Origin of the sequence: Streptomyces sp. NPDC059224 (assembly GCF_042754285.1) — a bacterium.
In the GTDB taxonomy this organism is placed as follows: domain Bacteria; phylum Actinomycetota; class Actinomycetes; order Streptomycetales; family Streptomycetaceae; genus Streptomyces.
Map to the genome: position 1 here is coordinate 152,462 of NZ_JBHZAN010000023.1, position 18,482 is coordinate 170,943.

At 71.9% G+C, this 18,482-nt stretch carries 21 protein-coding genes; 12 read left to right on the forward strand and 9 right to left on the reverse strand.

Features of this window, described 5'->3' with window-relative positions; translation table 11 throughout:
* Nucleotides 1–110: 110 nt before the first annotated feature.
* The 4 genes from ACFXI4_RS25910 to ACFXI4_RS25925 form a co-directional block, all read right to left on the reverse strand.
* A complete protein-coding gene (locus ACFXI4_RS25910; protein ID WP_384995118.1) occupies nt 111–851 on the reverse strand; it encodes an HAD family hydrolase in 741 nt (246 codons plus the stop codon).
* A gap of 314 nt (nt 852–1,165) precedes the next feature.
* Complete coding sequence (locus ACFXI4_RS25915) at nt 1,166–1,834, reverse strand: phosphatase PAP2 family protein (RefSeq protein WP_384995121.1); 669 nt, start codon at nt 1,832–1,834, stop codon at nt 1,166–1,168.
* 56 nt (nt 1,835–1,890) lie between these two features.
* Nucleotides 1,891–2,826 (reverse strand): M56 family metallopeptidase, encoded by a 936-nt coding sequence (locus ACFXI4_RS25920; RefSeq protein ID WP_384995123.1) that lies wholly within the window; start codon nt 2,824–2,826, stop codon nt 1,891–1,893.
* Nucleotides 2,827–2,921: 95 nt separating this feature from the next.
* Nucleotides 2,922–3,467 carry a DUF5134 domain-containing protein gene (locus ACFXI4_RS25925; protein ID WP_384995126.1) on the reverse strand — a complete coding sequence of 182 codons (546 nt, stop codon included), beginning with the start codon at nt 3,465–3,467 and terminating at the stop codon, nt 2,922–2,924.
* A gap of 200 nt (nt 3,468–3,667) precedes the next feature.
* On the opposite strand from ACFXI4_RS25925, the gene ACFXI4_RS25930 reads away from it, so the two are divergent.
* Nucleotides 3,668–5,323: an FUSC family protein gene (locus ACFXI4_RS25930; RefSeq protein WP_384995129.1), complete on the forward strand. Its 1,656-nt coding sequence runs from the start codon at nt 3,668–3,670 to the stop codon at nt 5,321–5,323.
* The gene (locus ACFXI4_RS25935) at nt 5,320–5,880 is read left to right on the forward strand and encodes a MarR family winged helix-turn-helix transcriptional regulator (protein ID WP_384995131.1); all 561 of its coding nucleotides are present in this window, start codon (nt 5,320–5,322) and stop codon (nt 5,878–5,880) included. Before ACFXI4_RS25930 ends, ACFXI4_RS25935 begins: the two co-directional genes overlap by 4 nt.
* A gap of 50 nt (nt 5,881–5,930) precedes the next feature.
* Here ACFXI4_RS25935 and ACFXI4_RS25940 read toward each other — a convergent pair whose 3' ends face one another.
* Nucleotides 5,931–6,362 carry a VOC family protein gene (locus ACFXI4_RS25940; protein WP_384995133.1) on the reverse strand — a complete coding sequence of 144 codons (432 nt, stop codon included), beginning with the start codon at nt 6,360–6,362 and terminating at the stop codon, nt 5,931–5,933.
* Nucleotides 6,363–6,507: 145 nt separating this feature from the next.
* On the opposite strand from ACFXI4_RS25940, the gene ACFXI4_RS25945 reads away from it, so the two are divergent.
* Complete coding sequence (locus ACFXI4_RS25945; RefSeq protein WP_384995136.1) at nt 6,508–7,047, forward strand: GNAT family N-acetyltransferase; 540 nt, start codon at nt 6,508–6,510, stop codon at nt 7,045–7,047.
* 4 nt (nt 7,048–7,051) lie between these two features.
* On the opposite strand, the gene ACFXI4_RS25950 is transcribed toward ACFXI4_RS25945, so the two are convergent.
* Nucleotides 7,052–7,735, reverse strand: coding sequence for a glycerophosphodiester phosphodiesterase family protein (locus ACFXI4_RS25950; protein ID WP_362724871.1), 684 nt, complete (start codon nt 7,733–7,735; stop codon nt 7,052–7,054).
* A 413-nt stretch (nt 7,736–8,148) separates the two neighbouring features.
* Between ACFXI4_RS25950 and ACFXI4_RS25955 the strand changes: the two genes are divergently transcribed.
* The 5 genes from ACFXI4_RS25955 to ACFXI4_RS25975 all read left to right on the forward strand — a co-directional run bounded on the left by ACFXI4_RS25955 (nt 8,149) and on the right by ACFXI4_RS25975 (nt 12,803).
* Nucleotides 8,149–9,546, forward strand: coding sequence for a DUF6421 family protein (locus ACFXI4_RS25955; protein ID WP_384995139.1), 1,398 nt, complete (start codon nt 8,149–8,151; stop codon nt 9,544–9,546).
* 38 nt (nt 9,547–9,584) lie between these two features.
* Nucleotides 9,585–10,343: an SDR family oxidoreductase gene (locus tag ACFXI4_RS25960; protein ID WP_362724877.1), complete on the forward strand. Its 759-nt coding sequence runs from the start codon at nt 9,585–9,587 to the stop codon at nt 10,341–10,343.
* Complete coding sequence (locus ACFXI4_RS25965) at nt 10,340–11,410, forward strand: threonine aldolase family protein (protein ID WP_384995143.1); 1,071 nt, start codon at nt 10,340–10,342, stop codon at nt 11,408–11,410. Before ACFXI4_RS25960 ends, ACFXI4_RS25965 begins: the two co-directional genes overlap by 4 nt.
* Nucleotides 11,411–11,497: 87 nt before the next feature.
* Entirely contained in the window at nt 11,498–12,091 is a 594-nt protein-coding gene (locus tag ACFXI4_RS25970) for a transglutaminase domain-containing protein (RefSeq protein ID WP_384995146.1), read from the forward strand.
* 10 nt (nt 12,092–12,101) lie between these two features.
* Complete coding sequence (locus ACFXI4_RS25975; protein ID WP_384995148.1) at nt 12,102–12,803, forward strand: B3/4 domain-containing protein; 702 nt, start codon at nt 12,102–12,104, stop codon at nt 12,801–12,803.
* 3 nt (nt 12,804–12,806) lie between these two features.
* Here ACFXI4_RS25975 and ACFXI4_RS25980 read toward each other — a convergent pair whose 3' ends face one another.
* Both ACFXI4_RS25980 and ACFXI4_RS25985 read right to left on the reverse strand, forming a co-directional pair.
* The gene (locus tag ACFXI4_RS25980) at nt 12,807–13,535 is read right to left on the reverse strand and encodes a lysophospholipid acyltransferase family protein (protein ID WP_384995150.1); all 729 of its coding nucleotides are present in this window, start codon (nt 13,533–13,535) and stop codon (nt 12,807–12,809) included.
* A 186-nt stretch (nt 13,536–13,721) separates the two neighbouring features.
* Nucleotides 13,722–14,138: a DUF4395 domain-containing protein gene (locus tag ACFXI4_RS25985; RefSeq protein ID WP_384995153.1), complete on the reverse strand. Its 417-nt coding sequence runs from the start codon at nt 14,136–14,138 to the stop codon at nt 13,722–13,724.
* A 91-nt stretch (nt 14,139–14,229) separates the two neighbouring features.
* On the opposite strand from ACFXI4_RS25985, the gene ACFXI4_RS25990 reads away from it, so the two are divergent.
* The 4 genes from ACFXI4_RS25990 to ACFXI4_RS26005 all read left to right on the forward strand — a co-directional run bounded on the left by ACFXI4_RS25990 (nt 14,230) and on the right by ACFXI4_RS26005 (nt 17,396).
* Nucleotides 14,230–14,658: a TlpA family protein disulfide reductase gene (locus ACFXI4_RS25990; protein ID WP_384995155.1), complete on the forward strand. Its 429-nt coding sequence runs from the start codon at nt 14,230–14,232 to the stop codon at nt 14,656–14,658.
* Between the two features lie 208 nt (nt 14,659–14,866).
* The gene (locus tag ACFXI4_RS25995; RefSeq protein WP_352222821.1) at nt 14,867–15,376 is read left to right on the forward strand and encodes a flavin reductase family protein; all 510 of its coding nucleotides are present in this window, start codon (nt 14,867–14,869) and stop codon (nt 15,374–15,376) included.
* 216 nt (nt 15,377–15,592) lie between these two features.
* The gene (locus ACFXI4_RS26000) at nt 15,593–16,381 is read left to right on the forward strand and encodes an electron transfer flavoprotein subunit beta/FixA family protein (protein WP_384995157.1); all 789 of its coding nucleotides are present in this window, start codon (nt 15,593–15,595) and stop codon (nt 16,379–16,381) included.
* Nucleotides 16,382–16,433: 52 nt separating this feature from the next.
* Nucleotides 16,434–17,396, forward strand: a complete 963-nt coding sequence (locus ACFXI4_RS26005; protein WP_384995160.1) for an electron transfer flavoprotein subunit alpha/FixB family protein — start codon at nt 16,434–16,436, stop codon at nt 17,394–17,396.
* Between the two features lie 59 nt (nt 17,397–17,455).
* On the opposite strand, the gene ACFXI4_RS26010 is transcribed toward ACFXI4_RS26005, so the two are convergent.
* Nucleotides 17,456–18,406 carry an endonuclease/exonuclease/phosphatase family protein gene (locus tag ACFXI4_RS26010; RefSeq protein ID WP_384995162.1) on the reverse strand — a complete coding sequence of 317 codons (951 nt, stop codon included), beginning with the start codon at nt 18,404–18,406 and terminating at the stop codon, nt 17,456–17,458.
* Nucleotides 18,407–18,482: the final 76 nt, after the last annotated feature.

Here is an 18,482-nt window from a genome sequence, read left to right on the forward strand (position 1 = left end):
CAGCCAACTATAATCGACGCAGTGGGCACCGCCTTGCGCGGGGCCTGTTCAGTGCTGCCGTCCGTCCGGGACGACACGGGGGAGCGTCTCGGGCGGACGGCTCACACAGGTCAGGCCTGTGTGGGCGTTACCGGTCGGCGGGCCACGCCCACCAGGTCGAGCACCGGCAGCAGCGCGTCCGGACGTTCGGTCACCGGCAGATGGTCCACGAAGTGCACCCGGCAGCCCAGCGCCGCCGCGCCGCCGTCGGCGGGCCTGCTGTCCCCGACCATCAGCGTCTCGGCGGGCGCGGCCCCGAGCGCCTCCAGGGCGACCGCGAAGAGCCGCGGATCGGGCTTCTGCACACCGTGCTCGTACGACAGGACGTACGTGTCCACGAACGCGTCGAGACCGTGGGCGCGGAAGACCGGGCGCAGGTCCCAGCCGATGTTGCTGACCACGCCGACCCCGATCCCCTGTGCGCGCAGCGTCCGCAGCACCTCGGCGGCATCCGGGTACGGTGCCCAGGCGTCCGGGACCATGTGCCGCCGGTACAGAGCCTCGTGCAGGGCCGGATCCGGCAGCGGCACCCGGCGGGAGAGCCCGGTGTACGCGGCCCGGTGCTGCTCCGCGCTCCGGTCGCGCACCTCCCACACCTCGGCGAGTTCCGCGGGCAGCTCCACCGGGTTCGCCCCGCCGGGCTGCGCTCCGGCCACCTCGAGCGCCCGTGCGGTCACGGCCAGCTCCGCTTCGGTGAGCCGCGCCCCGGGCGCCGTACCGGCCCCGGTCTCGGCGAGCACCGCCCGCAGCCAGGATTCGGTGGACTCGATACGGAAGAGCGTCCCGGAGAAGTCGAAGAGCACGGCAGCCATGGACCGGACTTTACCCGGGCCGCCGTCCGGCGCGGACTGCCGCCCGGGAGGTGCTCCGTCCCGGCTCGGCGGGGAGCGGGGCGCAGTGGAACGTGACGGCCGGCCGGCCGCGTCTGACGGCGAAGTCGCCGGTGAGGAGCGTCCCCTGGGGATCCGCGCCGCCGCCACGGTCCCGGCCGCCCGGTCCGCTCCCCGCGCCCGCGCCTGCGCCTCCTGCGGTGTGGACGCCCTGCTGCCGAGGGCCGAGGGCCGACCGCCAGGCCGCCGATCGTCGGCAGCGGGACCGGCGGCAGGGCCCTGAAAGGGGCCGTACGTTAGTGGGAGCGTCGACGGCCGTCGCGCTCCCACTCGTACGCCACCACCGCCAGCGCCACCACCAGGGCCCCGAGCAGCCAGCCGCCCAGGACGTCCGAGGGCCAGTGGACGCCGAGCCACACCCGGGTCAGGCCGACGCCGACGATCGAGACACCGGCCCCGAGCAGGGCCGTGCGCCGCAGTGCCCGGCCGGTGCCGCAGCGGTGCAGCAGCCACAGCAGCAGGCCGCAGACCACGGTGGCCGTCATGGTGTGCCCCGAGGGGAACGCCGCGTAGTGGGCGGACGCGACCGGGTCGTGCCACTCCGGACGCGGGCGGTCGACGGCGGCCTTCAGGGACTGCTGGGCGACGGTGCCCAGCGCGCACGTCACGGCCAGCCACAGGGCGGTCCACCATGCCGAGTGCCGCCACACCAGCCACACCGCGACCCCCGCGCACAGCAGGCGCATGGTCAGCGGGTCCCAGACCCAGTCCGTGAGGATGCGCAGCACCTGGGTGGTGCCGTGGTCCGCGACGGCCCAGCGGTGGGTCGTGCCGGCGATGTCCTCGTCCAGTGCGACCAGCGGGGGCCACTCGCCGGCGACGAGGGCGAGCAGCAGCGCCGAGGAGAGGGCGAGGACGGCGGTCGTGAGAAGCGGGGCGGGACGGTCGCTGGGCGGGGGGCGCATGACGTGATCTTTGCCGAATCATTGCCCGCAGGGCAATTCCCCATGTCGACAAGGCTTTACCCGAGCGCGCGCAGTCCGGGCACGAGCGCCACCAGTACCGGGACCGCCGGAACAAGGGCCGCGGTCGCGGTCAGCCGCAGCCGGTGCCGGGCCGGGAGCCGGTCCGGGGCGGTGAGCAACCGGTCGACGCGCTGCGGGACATGCGCGTGCGAGGCCGGTCCGGGACCGAACACGCCCCGGTCCTCGTTGAGTTCGACCAGGGCGAGCGCGGTGGTGAGGCGGCCGTGGCGCCGGGAGGCCATGTCGTCGGCGGCCAGTTCGACCAGCCGGTGCATCTCGTCGCGGAACGCGGCGAACACCGGGATCTGCGGAAACCCGCCCGCCAGCGCGGCCGAACAGTGCAGCAGCCAGTCGTGCCGGGCCTGGGCGTGCCCCTGTTCGTGGGCGAGGACCGCGTCCAGCCGGCCGCCCTTCAGCCGTCGCAACGCGGCCGTGGTCACCACGAGTCGAGGCGGTGCGCCGGGCAGCCACCAGGCGTCGGAGCGGTCACCCTCCAGGACGACCAGGCGGTCGGTGGACCTCTCCTCACCGGGCAACAGCGGTGCGCGGGCGAGGAGTTCGGCCCGCCGCTGCCGGCGCCGGGCCCTGGCGCCCGAGATCTCGCGCACCAGCATCGCGCCGCTCCACAGCCCGGCGCAGGCGAGTGTCAGCGCGGTCACCGCCGCCCAGGGGCCGCTCGCGGTGAGCGGGTAGGCGTCCGCCACCCCGCTCGGGGCGTTCGCGAACAGCCGCCCCCGCGCCGCCTGCCAGGCCGCCGCCGCGCTCAGCGTCATCGACAGCGCACAGCACAGCAGTACGGCCGCCACCACGCACTGCCACACCCACAGGGCGACGACCGGCTCCCGGTCCGTCCAGTCGGCCCGGGCGAGCAGCCGGGGGCCGGCCACGGCCGTCAGGGCGCCGAGCAGCAGCAGTGCCACGGGGACCATCATGGTCGGCAGCCTATGAGCGGGGTGCCACCGAGGGGTACAGCCCGTTGCGCCAAAGTGACGCAGGCAACGTGTGCGCTCCGGGTGCCGTCACCCGCTCACAGTCCCAGCAGCATCGCGACCATGCCGATTCCCATCGACAACCGGCAGGCCCGGGCCAGTTCGGGCCGGTCGCCCCAGCCGGCCGTCCCGCTCCCGGCCGCGGCGACCGCGACCGGAACCAGCCGGGCCCCGGACAGCAGGACATAGCCGGTGAAGTAGACGAGCAGCAGCCCGGTCACCGCCGGTACTCCAGCGCCGCCGTGGTGATGAGCGCCGGGAGAGGCCGCCATCGCCGCCGCCATGTAGACCATCGCCACCGTCCCCACCAGGTGGTGGAGATGGTGCAGGCTGTCGCGGGCGCTGAACAGGGCGCGCGCCGCGGCGGCGCCGAACACCGTCGCGTACAGCGGCCATGCCCAGACCGGTGGGGTGAAGACGGTCGCGGGTACGGCCATCGCGGCCATGCCGAACCCCATCAGCGCCTCGCCGCCCGCGGCGCGCCGCTGTTCCTCGACGCTGCTGCGCATCCGCAGCAGGCAGTAGGCCCCGGTCGCCGCGCACAGCGCGACCAGCAGCCAGCCGGGCGAAGCCGGTCCGTGCACGCGCGCCTCCCCGCTCGACATCGCATCGATGGATGCGATGCCCCGCCCACCCGGCGCGCACGCGAGCGCAAAGATGTACACGGGGAGCACTCGGTAGAGCACAGCAGGTGAGGGTGGCGTGTTCGCACGGTATCCGGCGGTCGTCCCGGCGGCATGTCCGAGAATATTTCACCAGTAAAACACATGCTAAATTGATGGGTATGAGCACTGCGACCCCGACCACCCGCCGTCTGCCCCTCGCCGGTGCGCTGCGCCTCGGGCGGCCCTCCGACATCTGGTTCAAGCCCGCCCTCAGCGCGGTCGCCGCGGTCGCTCCGCCCAACCTGACCCTGCTGACCCTCGGCCGCCTCGACCTGGCGATGTACACGATGGCCGGGTCGCTGTGCGCCCTCTACGGCCACAACCGTCCCTACCCGGCCCGCGCCCGCACCCTGGCCCTGGTCGTACTCGGCATGACCGGCGGCCTCGCCGTCGCCCTGCTCGCGGCTTCGCTCACCACGAACGCGGCCGCCCTGGTCACCGTCGGCGCCCTGATGGCCGCCGTGCAGAAGGTGCTGTGCGACGCCACCCGGGTCGGCCCGCCCGGCAACGTGGTCCTCACCTTCATCAGCTCCGCCGGGCTGTTCGCCCCGCAGGCTCTCGGCCAGGTACCCGGCCACGTCGGACTCGCCCTGCTCGCGGGCGCCTGGGCCTGGCTGGTCGGCATGGCGCCCGGGCTGCTGCGCCCGCACGGTCCCGAACGCCGGGCCACCGCCCGGGCGCTGCACGCCACCGCCGCCTACGCCGGCACCCGCGGTACCGGAGAGGGCCACGCCCGGGCCCGGGCCGCCGCGGCGGCCGCCGTGCAGGCCGCCTGGCAGTCCCTGCTCGCCACCGGCGCCCGTCCCGACCGCACCCGCCGTGCCCTCGAACACCTCGTCGTCCGTGCCGAGGTCGCCCTCGCCGCCCCGGCCGACGCCGACCCGGAGCGGCTGCGCGGCTGGGCACACCTGCTGCGCGGCACCGGACGCGTCCCGCGGGTGGCCGGCGCCGCCGACGAACTCCTCGGCGTCGACACCGAACGCGCCCTGCCGGACCGCTCCCTGTGGCACCGGCTCCGCCCGCTCGCCCCACTCGCCACCCGTACCGCGCTCGGCTGCGCCCTCGCCGGATACGCCTCCCTCGCCCTCGGCGTCGGCCGCCCCTACTGGGCGCTGGTCACCGCCGCCTCCCTCTACCAGGCCAACACCACCCTCACCTGGAGCCGGGGCGTCCAGCGCGTCGTCGGCAACCTCCTCGGCGTCCTGGTCTTCGCCGCGGTCGCGCCGCTCGCCCGTCCGCACCCGGCCGTGCTGGTGCTGAGCTGCCTCGCCTTCAACTTCGGTGCCGAGGCGCTGATCGGCCGCAACTACTGGCTCGGCAGCGTCTGCGTCACCCCGATGGCGCTGCTCATCACCGAGTTCGCCCGCACCCAGGACTCCGGGCAGCTGATCACCGAGCGGGTCCTGGACACCCTGGTCGGTGCGCTCGTCGGCTTCGCCGCCGCCGTCGTGGTCACCGACCGGCGGGCCGGCGACCGCATCGAACACGCCCTGACCGCGGTCGAACGGGCCCGGGAGGAGGCCGCCCGGCTGCTGGCCGAGCAGCGCCCGGCCCCGCGTGCCCTGGAGACCGCCCGCCGTACCCTGTCCGCCGCCCTCGCCGAGCTGCGCGCCGTGGCCGACGCCGCGTCCGGCGAGTGGTGGCAGCGCGCACTGCCCGAGGAGCGGGTCGTGCTCGCCGAGCAGTCCGGACACCGTACGCTCGCCGCGACGGTACGACGCCAGGGACCGCACTCCTGGAACGGCACGAGGACTACGGAGGACGTACGGCCATGACGGCGACCAGCGGACGACCGGCGGCCGGCGGCGACGCGGACGGAGGCCCGGGCAGAGACGACACGGTCGCCGCCGTCGTCCGTCAGTGGCGGAGCGTCCATCCCCAGCTGGACACCGGACCCATGGAGGTCATCGGCCGGATCAACCGCTGCGCCGCCCTTCTCCAGCAGGCGGAGGACGCCCCGCTGCGCCGGGCGGGCCTCAGCCGACCCGAGTTCGACCTGCTCGGAGCGCTGCGCCGCACCGGCCACGAACTGACCCCGAGCGAGCTGGCGAAGGAGACCTTCTCCTCCGGTGCCGCCGTCACCAAACGCCTCAAGCAGCTGACCGAGCGGGGCCTGGTCGAGCGACGCGGCGACGCCCGGGACCGGCGGGTGGCCCACCTCCGTCTCACCGACGCCGGGCGCGAGCTGGTCGACGGCATCCTGCCCGAGCAACTCGCCTACGAGACGGCGGTGCTGTCCGTGCTCGCCCCCGCCGGACAGGGCGAACTGGCCGGCCTGCTGGCCGAGTTGCTGGGACGCCTGGAGGGCCGAATGGGTGCTCTGCGAGCCTGACGGCAGGAGGGCCGGGCCCTTCCCCTGAGCCGGGCCCTCAGCCCGTCCCTTCAGCCTTCCTCATCCGGCCGCAGGACGCCGAACACCACGCCCCGCGGACCGGTGTGCCGGATCGGATGGTCGGCCGGTACCTCCACCAGCACGATCCTGATGCCGTCCGGATCCGCGAGCCACATCTCGACCAGGCCCCACGGCTCCTTCACCGGCGGGCGGACGATCTCGACGCCCCTGGCCACCAGTTCCTCGTGCGCCGCGCCGACGTCGGGGACCTGCATCCACAGCTGGACGGCGGGGGCGGCGGGGACGTCCGCGCGGCCGGAGACCTCCAGGAAGCCGCCACCCAGGAAGTAGACCGTGCCGCGCTCGGGGCCGGTGCCGAACTCGCGGTAGACGGCGAGGCCGAGCTGCTCCCCGTAGAAGGCGCGGGAGCGCTCGGGGTCGCTGGGGCGGACAAGAGTACGACTGCTCACGACGTGCACCATGCGACCGGAGCGTAACCCCACCCGACGCCGCCACCCGGCACCCGCCACCCGGTGACCGTGCGCTCCCTGCCTCGCTCCGTCGGCGGTGAGGGGCGGCGATAGGCTCGGGTGCGGTTCAGGCTGCCCGAGATCGGAGAGACCGCCCATGGAGAACCCCGTCACCGCACTGACCTTCCGCGACGCCACCGACGCCGACGTGGACGCGCTGGTCGCGCTGATCGAGTCGGCGTACCGGGGCGACGAGAGCCGGACCGGCTGGACGACCGAGGCGGACATCCTGGAGGGACAGCGGACCGACCCGGAGGGCGTCCTCGAGGTCGTCAAGGCGCCGGACGGCAAGCTGCTCACGGTCGAGCGGGACGGCCGGATGGTCGCCTGCTGCCAGCTGGAGCACCGCGGCACCCACGCCTACTTCGGCATGTTCGCGGTCAGCCCCGCCCTCCAGGGCGCCGGCCTCGGCAAGGTCGTCATCGCCGAGGCGGAGCGCCGGGCCCGCGAGGACTGGGGCGCCACGGAGATGCACATGACGGTGATCTCCGTGCGCGACGACCTGATCGCGTGGTACGAGCGGCGCGGCTACCGCCGTACGGGAAAGATGACGCCGTTCCCGTACGGTGACGAGCGCTTCGGCATCCCCCAGCGTGCCGACCTGCAGTTCGAGCTGCTGGTCAAGCCTCTGGTGTGACGGCTCACGCGGTGAAGCGGGCGGTGCGTTTGATCTCCGGGTAGTCGGTCGTCGCGCCGTCCAGCTGGAGGGCGCGCACCAGCCGCAGGTCGTCCTGGGTGTTCACCACCCAGCCGATCACCTTCAGGTCCGCCTTGCGGGCGAGCTCGACGACCTCCAGGGTCAGCCGCCGGATGTTCAGGCAGAGGGTCGCCGCCCCCGCCTCCCGGGCCCGCTCCACCACGTCGGTGCCGTAGCGGCTGGCGATCAGCGCGGTCCGTACGCCCGGCACCAGCCGGCCGATCTCGGCGACGGCCTCGTCGTGGAACGACGACACCTCCACCCGGGACACCAGGTCCCGCCGCTGCATCAGCTGGGCCAGCGCGCGGGCCGCCGCCACGTCCTTGATCTCGGCCTGCAACGGGGCCTGCACCGCGTCCAGGACCTCCTCGAAGACGGGCACCCGCTCACCGCGGCCCGCGTCCAGGGTGCGCAGCTCCTCCAGGGTCTTCTCGGCGATCGGGCCGGTGCCGTCGGTCGTGCGGTCGACCTCCGCGTCGTGCATGACGACCAGGGCGCCGTCCTTGCTGAGGTGCAGATCGAGTTCGATCAGGTCGAGGCCGGCCTGCTGGGCGGCGACGAAGGAACGGAGGGTGTTCTCGGGCTCGACGCCCATGACTCCGCGGTGACCGATGGTAAGGAAGTTCAAGATTCAACTCGCTTCCGTCGACGGCGGCGGGGATGCACGCGCGCGGACCGTACGACGGGACGTCGCTGTCCACGCGGCTGGGCGCAGCCTAATGGCCGCCCGTCGTGATGAACCCCCTGCGTGCGCGGGGGATTGGTGCGCCGGGCGCGTGGTGCCTGGCTCGTGCCCCTGTCGGAGGTCACCCGGGGGTGGGCGCGTCCCGCCGCGCATTGACCGGCCGGATCCATGCGATGCGGAACAGCTGACGCTCCGTCATTGATCGCGACGAATGTGAGCGCCTTCACGGTTTCAGACAGGAAAAAGCGCGGTGAAGATGCGGTGCCGCAGGATAATTTCCTGAGGGCCCTCTTGCTGGGAGAAAGCCCGTATGCATACGGTGTCCTTACGCGAGGTACACCCGTGGAGGATGGGTCATGACGGAAATTCTTGTGCAGGTGGGTTCGGAGGAGCGGGTTCCTCCCGTGACCAGGGTGGTCGAGCACCCGGCGTGGCCCATGCTCAAGGATGGCGTGGAACGGATCCGGCCATGGCAGTCCAAGGACGGGTCGATCGACTTCGACGCCGAGGGCGCGCCCGCGCGCGCCGACGCCGAACGCGCCGTGGACACGGTGATCGCCGCCGTCGAGGAGCTGTCCCCGCTGCTTCCGCACGACGCCGACTACCACCGCGCCCTGGTGACCGACCTGCGGCGGTGGGCCGTCGGCGGCTTCCAGGTGCCCGACTTCCTCGACTCGCTGCTGGCCTTCCAGCCCGCCGCGAGCCGCGCGCACGGCCTCCAGCATCTGGTCGTCTTCCCGATGTACACCCAGAACGGCAACCCGGACCGCAACCTGGAGGCGGTCGCGCTGCGCATGGTCTGGCCCGACTGGCTGGCCGAGCTGGAGCGCACCCGGTACGACAACCCGCTGTTCTGCGGCATCACCTTCGAGGACTTCACGGCCGGGTACGACACCAACTCCGCCGTCCTCTTCCCGGAGACCATCGCCGTGCGCCAGGCGCCGGAACGATTCTCCTGGGGCGGCATCTTCTGCGACCGCGAGGCCGCCCGGTTCCGCCGGGTCACCGACGCGGCGGTGGACCTCCTCGGCCTCGAACTTCCCGAGGACGTCGCCGCCATGGTCCACGACCAGAAGCGCTGCGAGGAGGCCTTCGTGCTGTGGGACATGGTCCACGACCGCACCCACAGCCACGGCGACCTGCCGTTCGACCCGTTCATGATCAAGCAGCGCCAGCCGTTCTGGATGTACGGCCTGGAGGAGCTGCGCTGCGACCTCACCGCCTTCAAGGAGGCCGTGAAGCTGGCGGCCGACGGCGTCCCGCAGGCCCGCGACGTGCAGTACGCGGTCCTCTTCGACCGGATGTTCCGCTTCCCGGTCACCGGCGACCGGGTGCGCAACTACGACGGGCTCGGCGGCCAGCTGCTCTTCGCCTACCTGCACAAGCACGACGTGGTGCGCTGGACCGACAACAAGCTCGCCATCGACTGGGAGCGTGCCCCGCAGGTCACCAACCAGCTGTGCGGCGAGATCGAGAAGCTCTACCGGGACGGCATCGACCGCCCGAAGCTGGTCCACTGGTTCGCCGGCTACGACCTGGTCGCCACCTACCTCGCCCCGCACCCCGGCTCCAAGTGGGCCAAGGGCCCCGAGGCCCTCGACCTGAGCCTGCCGCCGCGCAAGCTCGTGGACGACGTGCTTGCGGACGAGTTTCCGCTGAGCATGTTCTACGAGGCCCTGTCCAAGAAGCTGAAGAACGTGATCGCCGAGACCAAGGGCATCACCGCGGACAGCGCCGAGCCGGTCGCCGCGTGAGCGACCGCCTTCGGAACACGGCTCAAGAGGGGAAGCGGATGGCGGGCAACGGGTCTCTCAGTGGTGCGGTGATCGCGGTGGCGGGGGCGGGTGGACCCGCCGGGCACGCGACCCTGGTCAGGCTCGCGGGGGCGGGTGCGACCGTGGTCGGCGCCGACAACAATCCCGAGCGCCTGGCCGAGGCCGTGGACGCGGCCCGCTACGCGGGCGGCGGCGCCGTGGTAACCGGTGAGACGGTCGACCTGCTCAACCTGGACTCGACCCGGGCGTGGGCCGACCGCATCGAGAAGGACCACGGCCGGGTCGACGGCCTCGTCCACCTGGTCGGCGGCTGGCGCGGCAGCTCCAAGTTCACCGAGACCGACCTGGCCGACTGGGACCTCCTCGAGAAGCTGCTGATCCGCACCGTCCAGCACACCTCGCTGGCCTTCTACGACGGCCTGCAGCGCAGTGACCGTGGCCGGTACGTGCTGATCAGTGCCTCCGGTGCCTCGAAGCCGACCGCCGGGAACGCCGCGTACTCCGCCGCCAAGGCCGCCGCCGAGGCCTGGACGCTCGCCATGGCCGACGGCTTCCGCAAGGCCGGGACGACCGAGGGCGCCGGGGGCCCGACCTCCGCTGCTGTCATCCTGGTGGTGAAGGCGTTGGTGCACGACGCGATGCGCGCCGAGCGGCCCAACGCGAAGTTCGCGGGCTTCACGGACGTCACGGACCTGGCCCAGGCCGTCGAGGGCGTCTGGAGCAAGTCCGCCTCCGAAGTGAACGGAAACCGTCTGTGGCTGACCGAGCAGCCGTGAACCCTCCGAAGACCGACGCACGTCGCCACCACGACCCGGAGGTCCGCGGCTTCGCCAGTGACAACTACGCCGGCACCCACCCCGAGATACTGGCCGCTCTGGCCCTCGCCAACGGCGGTCACCAGGTGGCCTACGGCGAGGACGAGTACACCGAGAACCTCCAGCGGATCATCCGCGGCCACTTCGGCGCGACCGCGGAAGCCTTCCCGGTCTTCAACGGCACCGGCGCGAACGTCGTCGCGCTCCAGGCGGTCACCGACCGCTGGGGTGCGGTGATCTGCGCCGAGAGCGCGCACATCAACGTCGACGAGGGCGGCGCCCCCGAGCGCATGGGCGGCCTCAAGCTGCTCACCGTGCCCACGCCCGACGGCAAGCTCACCCCGGAGCTGATCGACCGGCAGGCGTACGGCTGGGACGACGAGCACCGCGCGATGCCGCAGGTCGTGTCGATCACCCAGAGCACCGAGCTGGGCACGCTCTACACGCCGGAGGAGATCCGCGCGATCTGCGAGCACGCCCACGCGCACGGCATGAGGGTCCACCTGGACGGCTCCCGGATAGCCAACGCGGCGGCCTCCCTGAACGTGCCGATGCGCACGTTCACCAACGCCGTCGGCGTCGACATCCTCTCCCTGGGCGGTACCAAGAACGGGGCCGTGTTCGGTGAGGCGGTCGTGGTGATCAACCAGGACGCCGTCAGCCACATGAAGCACCTGCGCAAGCTGTCCATGCAGCTCGCCTCCAAGATGCGCTTCGTGTCGGTGCAGCTGGAGGCGCTGCTGGCGAAGGACCTGTGGCTGCGCAACGCCCGGCACGCCAACGAGATGGCCCAGCGGCTCGCCGAGGGCGTGCGTGCGGTGCACGGCGTGGAGATCCTGCACCCGGTGCAGGCCAACGGGGTGTTCGCGCGGCTCCCGCACGACGTGAGCCTTCGTCTGCAGAAGCGGTTCCGGTTCTACTTCTGGGACGAGGCCGCCGGAGACGTGCGCTGGATGTGCGCCTTCGACACCACCGAGGAGGACGTGGACGCGTTCGTGGCGGCGCTCAAGGAGGAGATGGCGCGCTGAGCGAGCCCACCGCGGAAAGTGCATAGATATGCGGTCGCCTGAAAAGTCATTGACTGTCGGGTGACCGCATTCCTATGCTCTGCGCCCATGCAGCTGATCCAGAACAACGCCGACCTGTCCGCTTACCTGGCCGCCGGTGAGGCCGTCGACCATCAGCACCCACGGGTCCGCGAGACGGCCGCGCGGCTGGCGTCGGGCGTCGAGGACTCGTATGCCTATGCGCGGGCCGCCTACGAGTTCGTACGGGACACCATCCCGCACTCCGCCGATGCCGGTGATCTGCGTGTCACCTGGCGGGCGTCGGACGTGCTGGAGCAGCGCACCGGCATCTGCCACGCGAAGGCCCACGCCCTGGCCGCCCTGTTGCGGGCCGAGGACATCCCCACGGCCCTGTGCTACCAGCGGCTGGCGGACGACGACGGTGCCGGTCACGTCGTGCACGGACTGGTCGCCGTCCGCTTCGGCGGTGCCTGGCACCGGCAGGATCCGCGCGGCAACAAGCCCGGCGTCGACGCCCGGTTCTCCCTGGACGGCGAGCGGCTGGCCTGGGTCCCCGATCCGCGGTCCAGTGAGGTGGACTATCCGGTCCTGTACGCTGAACCTCACCCGGTGGTGCTCGGCGCGTTGCAAGCGGCGCCCGACCGTCCGGCCCTGTGGAAGACGCTCCCCACCGCACTCTGAGGCAAGCCGGATGACTCTCACGCTCACCGTGTCCGACGAGGTGCGTGCACTCGCGCCCGGCTTCAGGCATCTCGCGATCGAGGCCCATGGTCTGGTCAACGGGCCCGGCACCGACGCGAGTTCGGCTCTCCTCGACGACGCGGCGCGGCGGCTCGCCGCGCGCCTGGACGGGCGCGCCCCGCACGAGGACCCGCACATGGTGGCCTGGCGTGCGGCCTACACCGCGTTCGGTTCCAAGCCGTCCCGTACCCGGAACTCCGCGGAGGCGCTGGCCAAGCGGGCCCTCGCGGACGGCGGCCTGCCCCGCATCAACCTGCTCGTCGACCTCTACAACGCCATCAGCGTCGCCCACCTCATCCCCGTCGGCGGCGAGGACCTCGACCTCGTCCAGGGCGGCATGCGCCTGGTGCGGGCCACGGGCGAGGAGGACTTCGTGACGGTCACGGGGGGCGAGGAGAGCGTCGAGCACCCGGACGCCGGCGAGGTCGTGTGGTGCGACGGAGGGGGTGTCACCTGCCGTCGCTGGAACTGGCGCCAGGGCCCCCGCACCCGCCTGACCGAGCGGACCACCTCGGCCCTCTTCCTGCTGGAGAGCCTCGCCCCGATGCCGGTCGCCGACGTCGAGTCGGCGGGTGCCGAACTCGCCGAGCTGCTGGAGAAGTTCAGCCCGGGGGCGCGTGTCGAGGTGCGGGCGCCCGAGTCGGCCGGCTGAGACTCAGACCGCTTCGGCCGCCTTCAGCTGCTCCTGCGTGGGTGCCGTACCGCCCAGGTGGCTCGGCAGCCACCAGGTGTCGGTCGTGTCCTTCGGGCGGGCCGGGTAGGCGCGTTGGGCCGCGTCCAGCAGGTCCTGGACGCGCTCGCGCAGGCGGCGGGTGATGGCGCCCGCGTACTGGTCGCGCGGGGCCTCGAGCGGCTCGCCCACCCGGACGGTGATGGGGAGGTGGTTGCGCTTGAAGTTGCGCGGCTGGCCCTTGGTCCACAGCCGCTGGGTGCCCCACAGTGCCATCGGGATCAGCGGGACGCCGGCCTCCTGGGCGAGGCGGGCCGCGCCCGACTTGAAGCTCTTCAGCGTGAACGACTGGGAGATCGTGGCCTCCGGGAAGACCCCCACGATCTCACCGGACTTGAGCGAGTCCAGCGCGTGCTGGTATGCCGTCTCGCCCTGCTTGCGGTCCACCGGGATGTGCTTCATCCCGCGCATCAGCGGACCGGAGATCCGGTGCCGGAAGACCGACTCCTTGGCCATGAAACGCACCAGGCGCTTCTGCGGGAGAGCGGCCAGGCCGTCGAAGACGAAGTCCAGATAGCTGATGTGATTGCTCACCAGCACGGCCCCGCCCGAGCGCGGGATGTTCTCGGAACCCTGGCAGTCGATCTTGAGGTCCCAGACCTTGAACAGCGTCTTGGCGAAACCGATGACGGGACGGTAGACCAGCTCTGCCATGGGCGGGGCGGACCCTTTCTGCTCTGCCTGGGAAAGGGGCTCCCGGCGGGAAAGTTACGGAGCCGTAGGTTTACGGCTTTCGCAGATCGTGCCCGAAGAACGGGCGGGGAGCCAGCCCTGGTGCCCCGGAGTGGCGAGATCCTCGTCACGTCGGCCTATGATCCACCTCGGATTTTTAACCCCCCTTTACTCTGTGCGTACGGTGAATCGGCGGACGAGCAGGAACATCTCGCACCCCAGGCAGTACCCGAACGCCGCGTTCAGGAACGCCGCCGCGAGCGCCAGTCCGGTCGCAGCGAGGCCCAGCCAGCCGGGGCCCAACACGAAGCCGACCAGACCGAGTCCGGCGAACACCAGTCCCACCGCCTGGGCGAATCGCGGGGGTTCGGGTGGTTCGAATTCGGTAGCGGGAGCGAGCCGGGGGCGTACGGCCGTCCGGAACGCCCAGCCGTACGGTGAACGGCTCACGCCCGCTGCGGCGCCGAGCGCGAACACCAGCGTCTGCCAGGCGAGGATCCAGGGGCTTCGGGTGATCAGCGCGGCGGCCAGTACGACCGTCGTCACGGCCGCCGCGAATCGCGGCCCACGTGCGTCGATGTCCATGAGCCAAGGATTCCGCCCCGGCGGCCGATACGGGAGCCGGGAATCTTTGCAGTCTCGTGAACGCTGGTCGAAAGGGCGGGCAGGGTCGTGAATGCTGGGGTCCGTGACGACCGGACTGGTGGTGTGCGTGGCGGTGCTCGCCGTGGCGAGCGTCTACGGAGTGCTGCACAGGCGGCGGAGCGGGAGGGTACGAGTGCGCGGGCGGGACGACGGCAAACGGCTGGGATCGGCCGAGATCGGCGGCGAACTGGGCCGACGGGCGACGCTGGTGCGGTTCTCCAGCGCGTTCTGCGCCCCCTGCCGGGCCACCCGGCGGGTGCTCGGCGAGGTCGCCGCGATGGTCCCCGGCGTCACGCACGTCGAGATCGACGCGGAGGACCGCCTGGACCTGGTGCGCGAGCTGGAGATCCTCAAGACACCCACCGTCCTGGTGCTCGACGCCGACGGCCGGGTGGTGCGCCGGGCCACCGGGCAGCCGCGGAAGGCGGACGTCATCGCCGCGCTGGGAGAGGCGGTCTGACGGACGTGCCGATGACGGTGAGGCAGCTCCCATATCCCGGAACGTACTTGACTGGGCGTGCCACCTATCGTCAGCCTGACCGTATGTCCCATGAACTCCTTCTCTTCGGGCGGGTCCACGTCGACCTGGCCCGCACCGCGAGCGCGCGCTGTCCGGGTCGCTGAACAGCCCCGGACCTGAACGCCGCCTCACTCAGAAGGAAGACTCCATGACGGCCACGCCCGACCTCGGTACCCCGCAGCTCGCCTCTCCCGACCTTCTCCGGTCCGCCTTCCGGCGGCATGCCGCCGGAGTCGCGGTGATCACCGCACGGGGTGCCGGCGGTCCGGTCGGCTTCACCGCCACCTCGCTCACCTCCGTCTCCGCCGAACCCCCGATGCTCTCCTTCGGTGTCGGCACGGGCGCCTCCAGCTGGCCCGCGATATCCACCGCCGAGCACATCGGCGTGCACATCCTCGGCGAGCACCAGGCGGAGCTCGCGGCCACCTTCGCGCGCAGCGGCGCCGACCGGTTCGGGGCGCCCACCGGCTGGCGCGAGGGCCACGCGGGGGTTCCGGTCCTCGACGACGTGCTGGTCTGGCTGGTGTGCCGGGTCGTCGCACGCGTTCCGGCCGGCGACCACCGCATCGTGCTGGCCGAGGTGGTCGTCGGAGACCCCTCCCGCGCCGGCCGCCCGCTCCTGTACCACCAGGGCGGTTTCAACGGACTGCGCGATTGATCACGCGCCCTCTTCTGCGGAGGCGTCGGGTTCCGGTTACGCTGCGTTGCGAAGGTCACAGTTCAAAGCGCTTGCTTAGCGGGAACGAACTGGGTGTACTGACGAGTAATATTTCGTTCGGAGCGCACGGCCGCCCCGACCGGGATGAGCCGCTTGGGGCGCCTATGCTGCCTTCAAGAGGCAGCCCAGAAAAGACGATGCAGTAGGAGAGCCGGCGTGAGCCTGAGGATCGTTGTCACTGTGAAGTACGTGCCCGACGCCACGGGCGACCGGCATTTCGCCGATGACCTGACCGTGGACCGTGACGACGTGGACGGTCTGCTCTCCGAACTGGACGAGTACGCGGTCGAGCAGGCGCTGCAGATCTCCGAGAACTCCGACGACGACGTCGAGGTCACCGTCCTGACGGTGGGTCCGGAGGACGCGAAGGACGCGCTGCGCAAGGCGCTGTCGATGGGTGCGGACAAGGCGATCCACGTCGAGGACGACGACCTGCACGGCAGTGACGTCATCGGTACCTCGCTGGTGCTGGCCAAGGCGATCGAGAAGGCCGGCTTCGACCTGGTGGTCTCGGGCATGGCCTCCACCGACGGCACCGCCGGTGTGGTCCCGGCCCTGCTGGCCGAGCGTCTCGGTGTCCCGCAGGTCACCCTGCTGTCCGAGGTCTCGGTCGAGGACGGCACGGTCAAGGGCCGTCGTGACGGCGACGCCGCCAGTGAGCAGCTGGAGGCCTCCCTGCCGGCGGTCGTGTCGGTCACCGACCAGTCGGGTGAGGCGCGTTACCCGTCCTTCAAGGGCATCATGGCCGCGAAGAAGAAGCCGGTTCAGTCCTGGGACCTGTCCGACCTGGACATCGAGGCCGGCGCGGTCGGCCTGGAGGGTTCCTGGACCAAGGTCGAGACCGCGACCGCGCGTCCGGCCCGTACCGCGGGCACGATCGTCAAGGACGAGGGCGAGGGCGGCAAGCAGCTCGCCGAGTTCCTCGCGGGCCAGAAGTTCATCTGAGCCCCGTAGCCGCTGACCGCCCTTCCCCCTCGTTTCGCAGGAGAGCATTCCCATGGCTGAAGTCCTCGTCTACGTCGACCACGTGGACGGTGCCGTCCGCAAGCCCACCCTGGAGCTGTTGACCCTGGCCCGCCGGATCGGCGAGCCCGTCGCCGTCGCGCTGGGCAACGGCGCCTCCGACACCGCCGCCACCCTCGCCGAGCACGGCGCGGCGAAGGTGCTGACCCACGACGCCTCCGAGTACGCCGACTACCTGGTCGTCCCGAAGGTCGACGCTCTGCAGGCCGCCGTCGCCGCGGTGTCCCCGGCCGCGGTGCTGGTGCCGTCCTCCGCGGAGGGCAAGGAGATCGCCGCCCGTCTGGCGCTGCGGATCGGGTCCGGCATCATCACCGACGCAGTCGACCTGGAGGCCGGCGAGGAGGGCCCGGTGGCCACCCAGTCGGTGTTCGCCGCGTCCTTCACCACCAAGTCCCGTATCTCCAAGGGCACCGCGGTCATCACGGTCAAGCCCAACAGCGCCGCCGTGGAGGCCGCCCCGGCCGCCGGTGCCGTCGAGACCCTGAGCGTCACCTTCTCCGACCAGGCCACCGGCACCAAGGTGACCGGGCGTACCCCGCGCGAGTCGACCGGGCGTCCGGAGCTGACCGAGGCCGCGATCGTGGTCTCCGGCGGCCGCGGCGTCAACGGCGCCGAGAACTTCGCGGTCATCGAGGCCCTCGCCGACTCCCTCGGCGCGGCCGTGGGCGCCTCGCGTGCCGCCGTCGACGCCGGCTGGTACCCGCACACCAACCAGGTCGGCCAGACCGGCAAGTCCGTCTCCCCGCAGCTGTACATCGCCAACGGCATCTCGGGCGCCATCCAGCACCGGGCCGGCATGCAGACCTCGAAGACGATCGTGGCGGTCAACAAGGACGCCGAGGCCCCGATCTTCGAACTCGTCGACTTCGGCGTGGTCGGCGACCTCTTCGACGTCGTCCCCCAGCTCACCGAGGAGATCAACACCCGCAAGGGCTGATCGCCTTCAGGCTGTCCGAGGCCCCCGTGACCTGTACCGGTCACGGGGGCCTCGTGGTGTCAGCGCAGGCTCAGCGAGGCCTGCACGGGCAGATGGTCGCTGGGGAACTGGCCGTGCATCGAGAAGGTGTCGATCGTCGCCCGGTGCGTGGTCACCCCGGGCGAGGTCAGGAGCCAGTCGATACGGTCGCCGTCCCGCACGAGCCTGCGGTACCCGTGGAAGGTGCCGTACAGGGTGCCGCGCCGCTCCGCCGCGTCCCAGGCGTCCACGAGCCCGGAGCCCACCAGGGTGTCGTAGGCCGGGTTCTGGTGCGCGGCGGCGTTGAAGTCGCCGGTCACCACGACCGGCAGCGCGGGGTCGAACTGAGTGATCCGCTGGGCGAGCAGGGTCGCGCTGCGCGCCCGGGCGTACTGGCTCTTCTGGTCGAAGTGGGTGTTGGCGACATAGAACTCCCGGCCGTCGTCGGCGAGATCGCGGAAGCGGACCCAGGTGACGATGCGGGGGAAAGCGGCGTTCCAGGTGTTGGAGCGGATGACCTCCGGGGTGTCGGAGAGCCAGAAGGTGTAGTGCTCCACGGGGGCCAGGCGCCGGATGTCGTAGTAGATCGCCGTGGACTCGTCCCGGCTGCCGCCCTCACGACCGGTGCCGATCCAGTCGTAGTGCGGTCCGAGGTCCGTGTCGATGTCGCGCAGCTGCTGGTAGAGGCCCTCCTGGGTGCCGATGACCTGAGGGCGGGCGCGCCGCAGCAGTTCGCGCATCACGGGCCGGCGGTCGGCCCAGCTGTGGGGTTCCGCGGTGCTCGCGTACCGCAGGTTGAAGGTCATGACGTCGAGCCGGGGCGCGCGCCGCGGCAAAGCCGACGGGGCCGTCCGCGCGGACCGCGGGGTGGCGGACGCTCTGGAGGAGGCGGACGAGGCGGAGATCGCGGCACTGGCGAGGGGCACGGTGACAGCCGCGGCCAGCAGGACCTTCAGGCCCAGGCGGCGGGTGACTCGGCGCTGGTTCGGCACGGGTGCTCCTTGGGTGGCGGCGGCCGGACGAGGCGTGCGTGAGGCGAGTCCTGCGCAGAGAGTGTGCTACCCAGGT

What these genes read in the sequence shown, in the direction of transcription:
- ACFXI4_RS25935 (WP_384995131.1), top strand. Translation starts at nt 5,320, where the DNA reads ATGACGGCGACCAGCGGACGACCGGCGGCCGGCGGCGACGCGGACGGA.
- ACFXI4_RS25915 (WP_384995121.1), bottom strand. Translation starts at nt 1,834, where the DNA reads ATGCGCCCCCCGCCCAGCGACCGTCCCGCCCCGCTTCTCACGACCGCC.
- ACFXI4_RS25910 (WP_384995118.1), bottom strand. Translation starts at nt 851, where the DNA reads ATGGCTGCCGTGCTCTTCGACTTCTCCGGGACGCTCTTCCGTATCGAG.
- ACFXI4_RS25960 (WP_362724877.1), top strand. Translation starts at nt 9,585, where the DNA reads ATGGCGGGCAACGGGTCTCTCAGTGGTGCGGTGATCGCGGTGGCGGGG.
- ACFXI4_RS25980 (WP_384995150.1), bottom strand. Translation starts at nt 13,535, where the DNA reads ATGGCAGAGCTGGTCTACCGTCCCGTCATCGGTTTCGCCAAGACGCTG.
- ACFXI4_RS25990 (WP_384995155.1), top strand. Translation starts at nt 14,230, where the DNA reads ATGCTGGGGTCCGTGACGACCGGACTGGTGGTGTGCGTGGCGGTGCTC.
- ACFXI4_RS25920 (WP_384995123.1), bottom strand. Translation starts at nt 2,826, where the DNA reads ATGATGGTCCCCGTGGCACTGCTGCTGCTCGGCGCCCTGACGGCCGTG.
- ACFXI4_RS25940 (WP_384995133.1), bottom strand. Translation starts at nt 6,362, where the DNA reads ATGGTGCACGTCGTGAGCAGTCGTACTCTTGTCCGCCCCAGCGACCCC.
- ACFXI4_RS25995 (WP_352222821.1), top strand. Translation starts at nt 14,867, where the DNA reads ATGACGGCCACGCCCGACCTCGGTACCCCGCAGCTCGCCTCTCCCGAC.
- ACFXI4_RS26005 (WP_384995160.1), top strand. Translation starts at nt 16,434, where the DNA reads ATGGCTGAAGTCCTCGTCTACGTCGACCACGTGGACGGTGCCGTCCGC.
- ACFXI4_RS25930 (WP_384995129.1), top strand. Translation starts at nt 3,668, where the DNA reads ATGAGCACTGCGACCCCGACCACCCGCCGTCTGCCCCTCGCCGGTGCG.
- ACFXI4_RS25975 (WP_384995148.1), top strand. Translation starts at nt 12,102, where the DNA reads ATGACTCTCACGCTCACCGTGTCCGACGAGGTGCGTGCACTCGCGCCC.
- ACFXI4_RS25945 (WP_384995136.1), top strand. Translation starts at nt 6,508, where the DNA reads ATGGAGAACCCCGTCACCGCACTGACCTTCCGCGACGCCACCGACGCC.
- ACFXI4_RS25985 (WP_384995153.1), bottom strand. Translation starts at nt 14,138, where the DNA reads ATGGACATCGACGCACGTGGGCCGCGATTCGCGGCGGCCGTGACGACG.
- ACFXI4_RS25970 (WP_384995146.1), top strand. Translation starts at nt 11,498, where the DNA reads ATGCAGCTGATCCAGAACAACGCCGACCTGTCCGCTTACCTGGCCGCC.
- ACFXI4_RS25955 (WP_384995139.1), top strand. Translation starts at nt 8,149, where the DNA reads ATGACGGAAATTCTTGTGCAGGTGGGTTCGGAGGAGCGGGTTCCTCCC.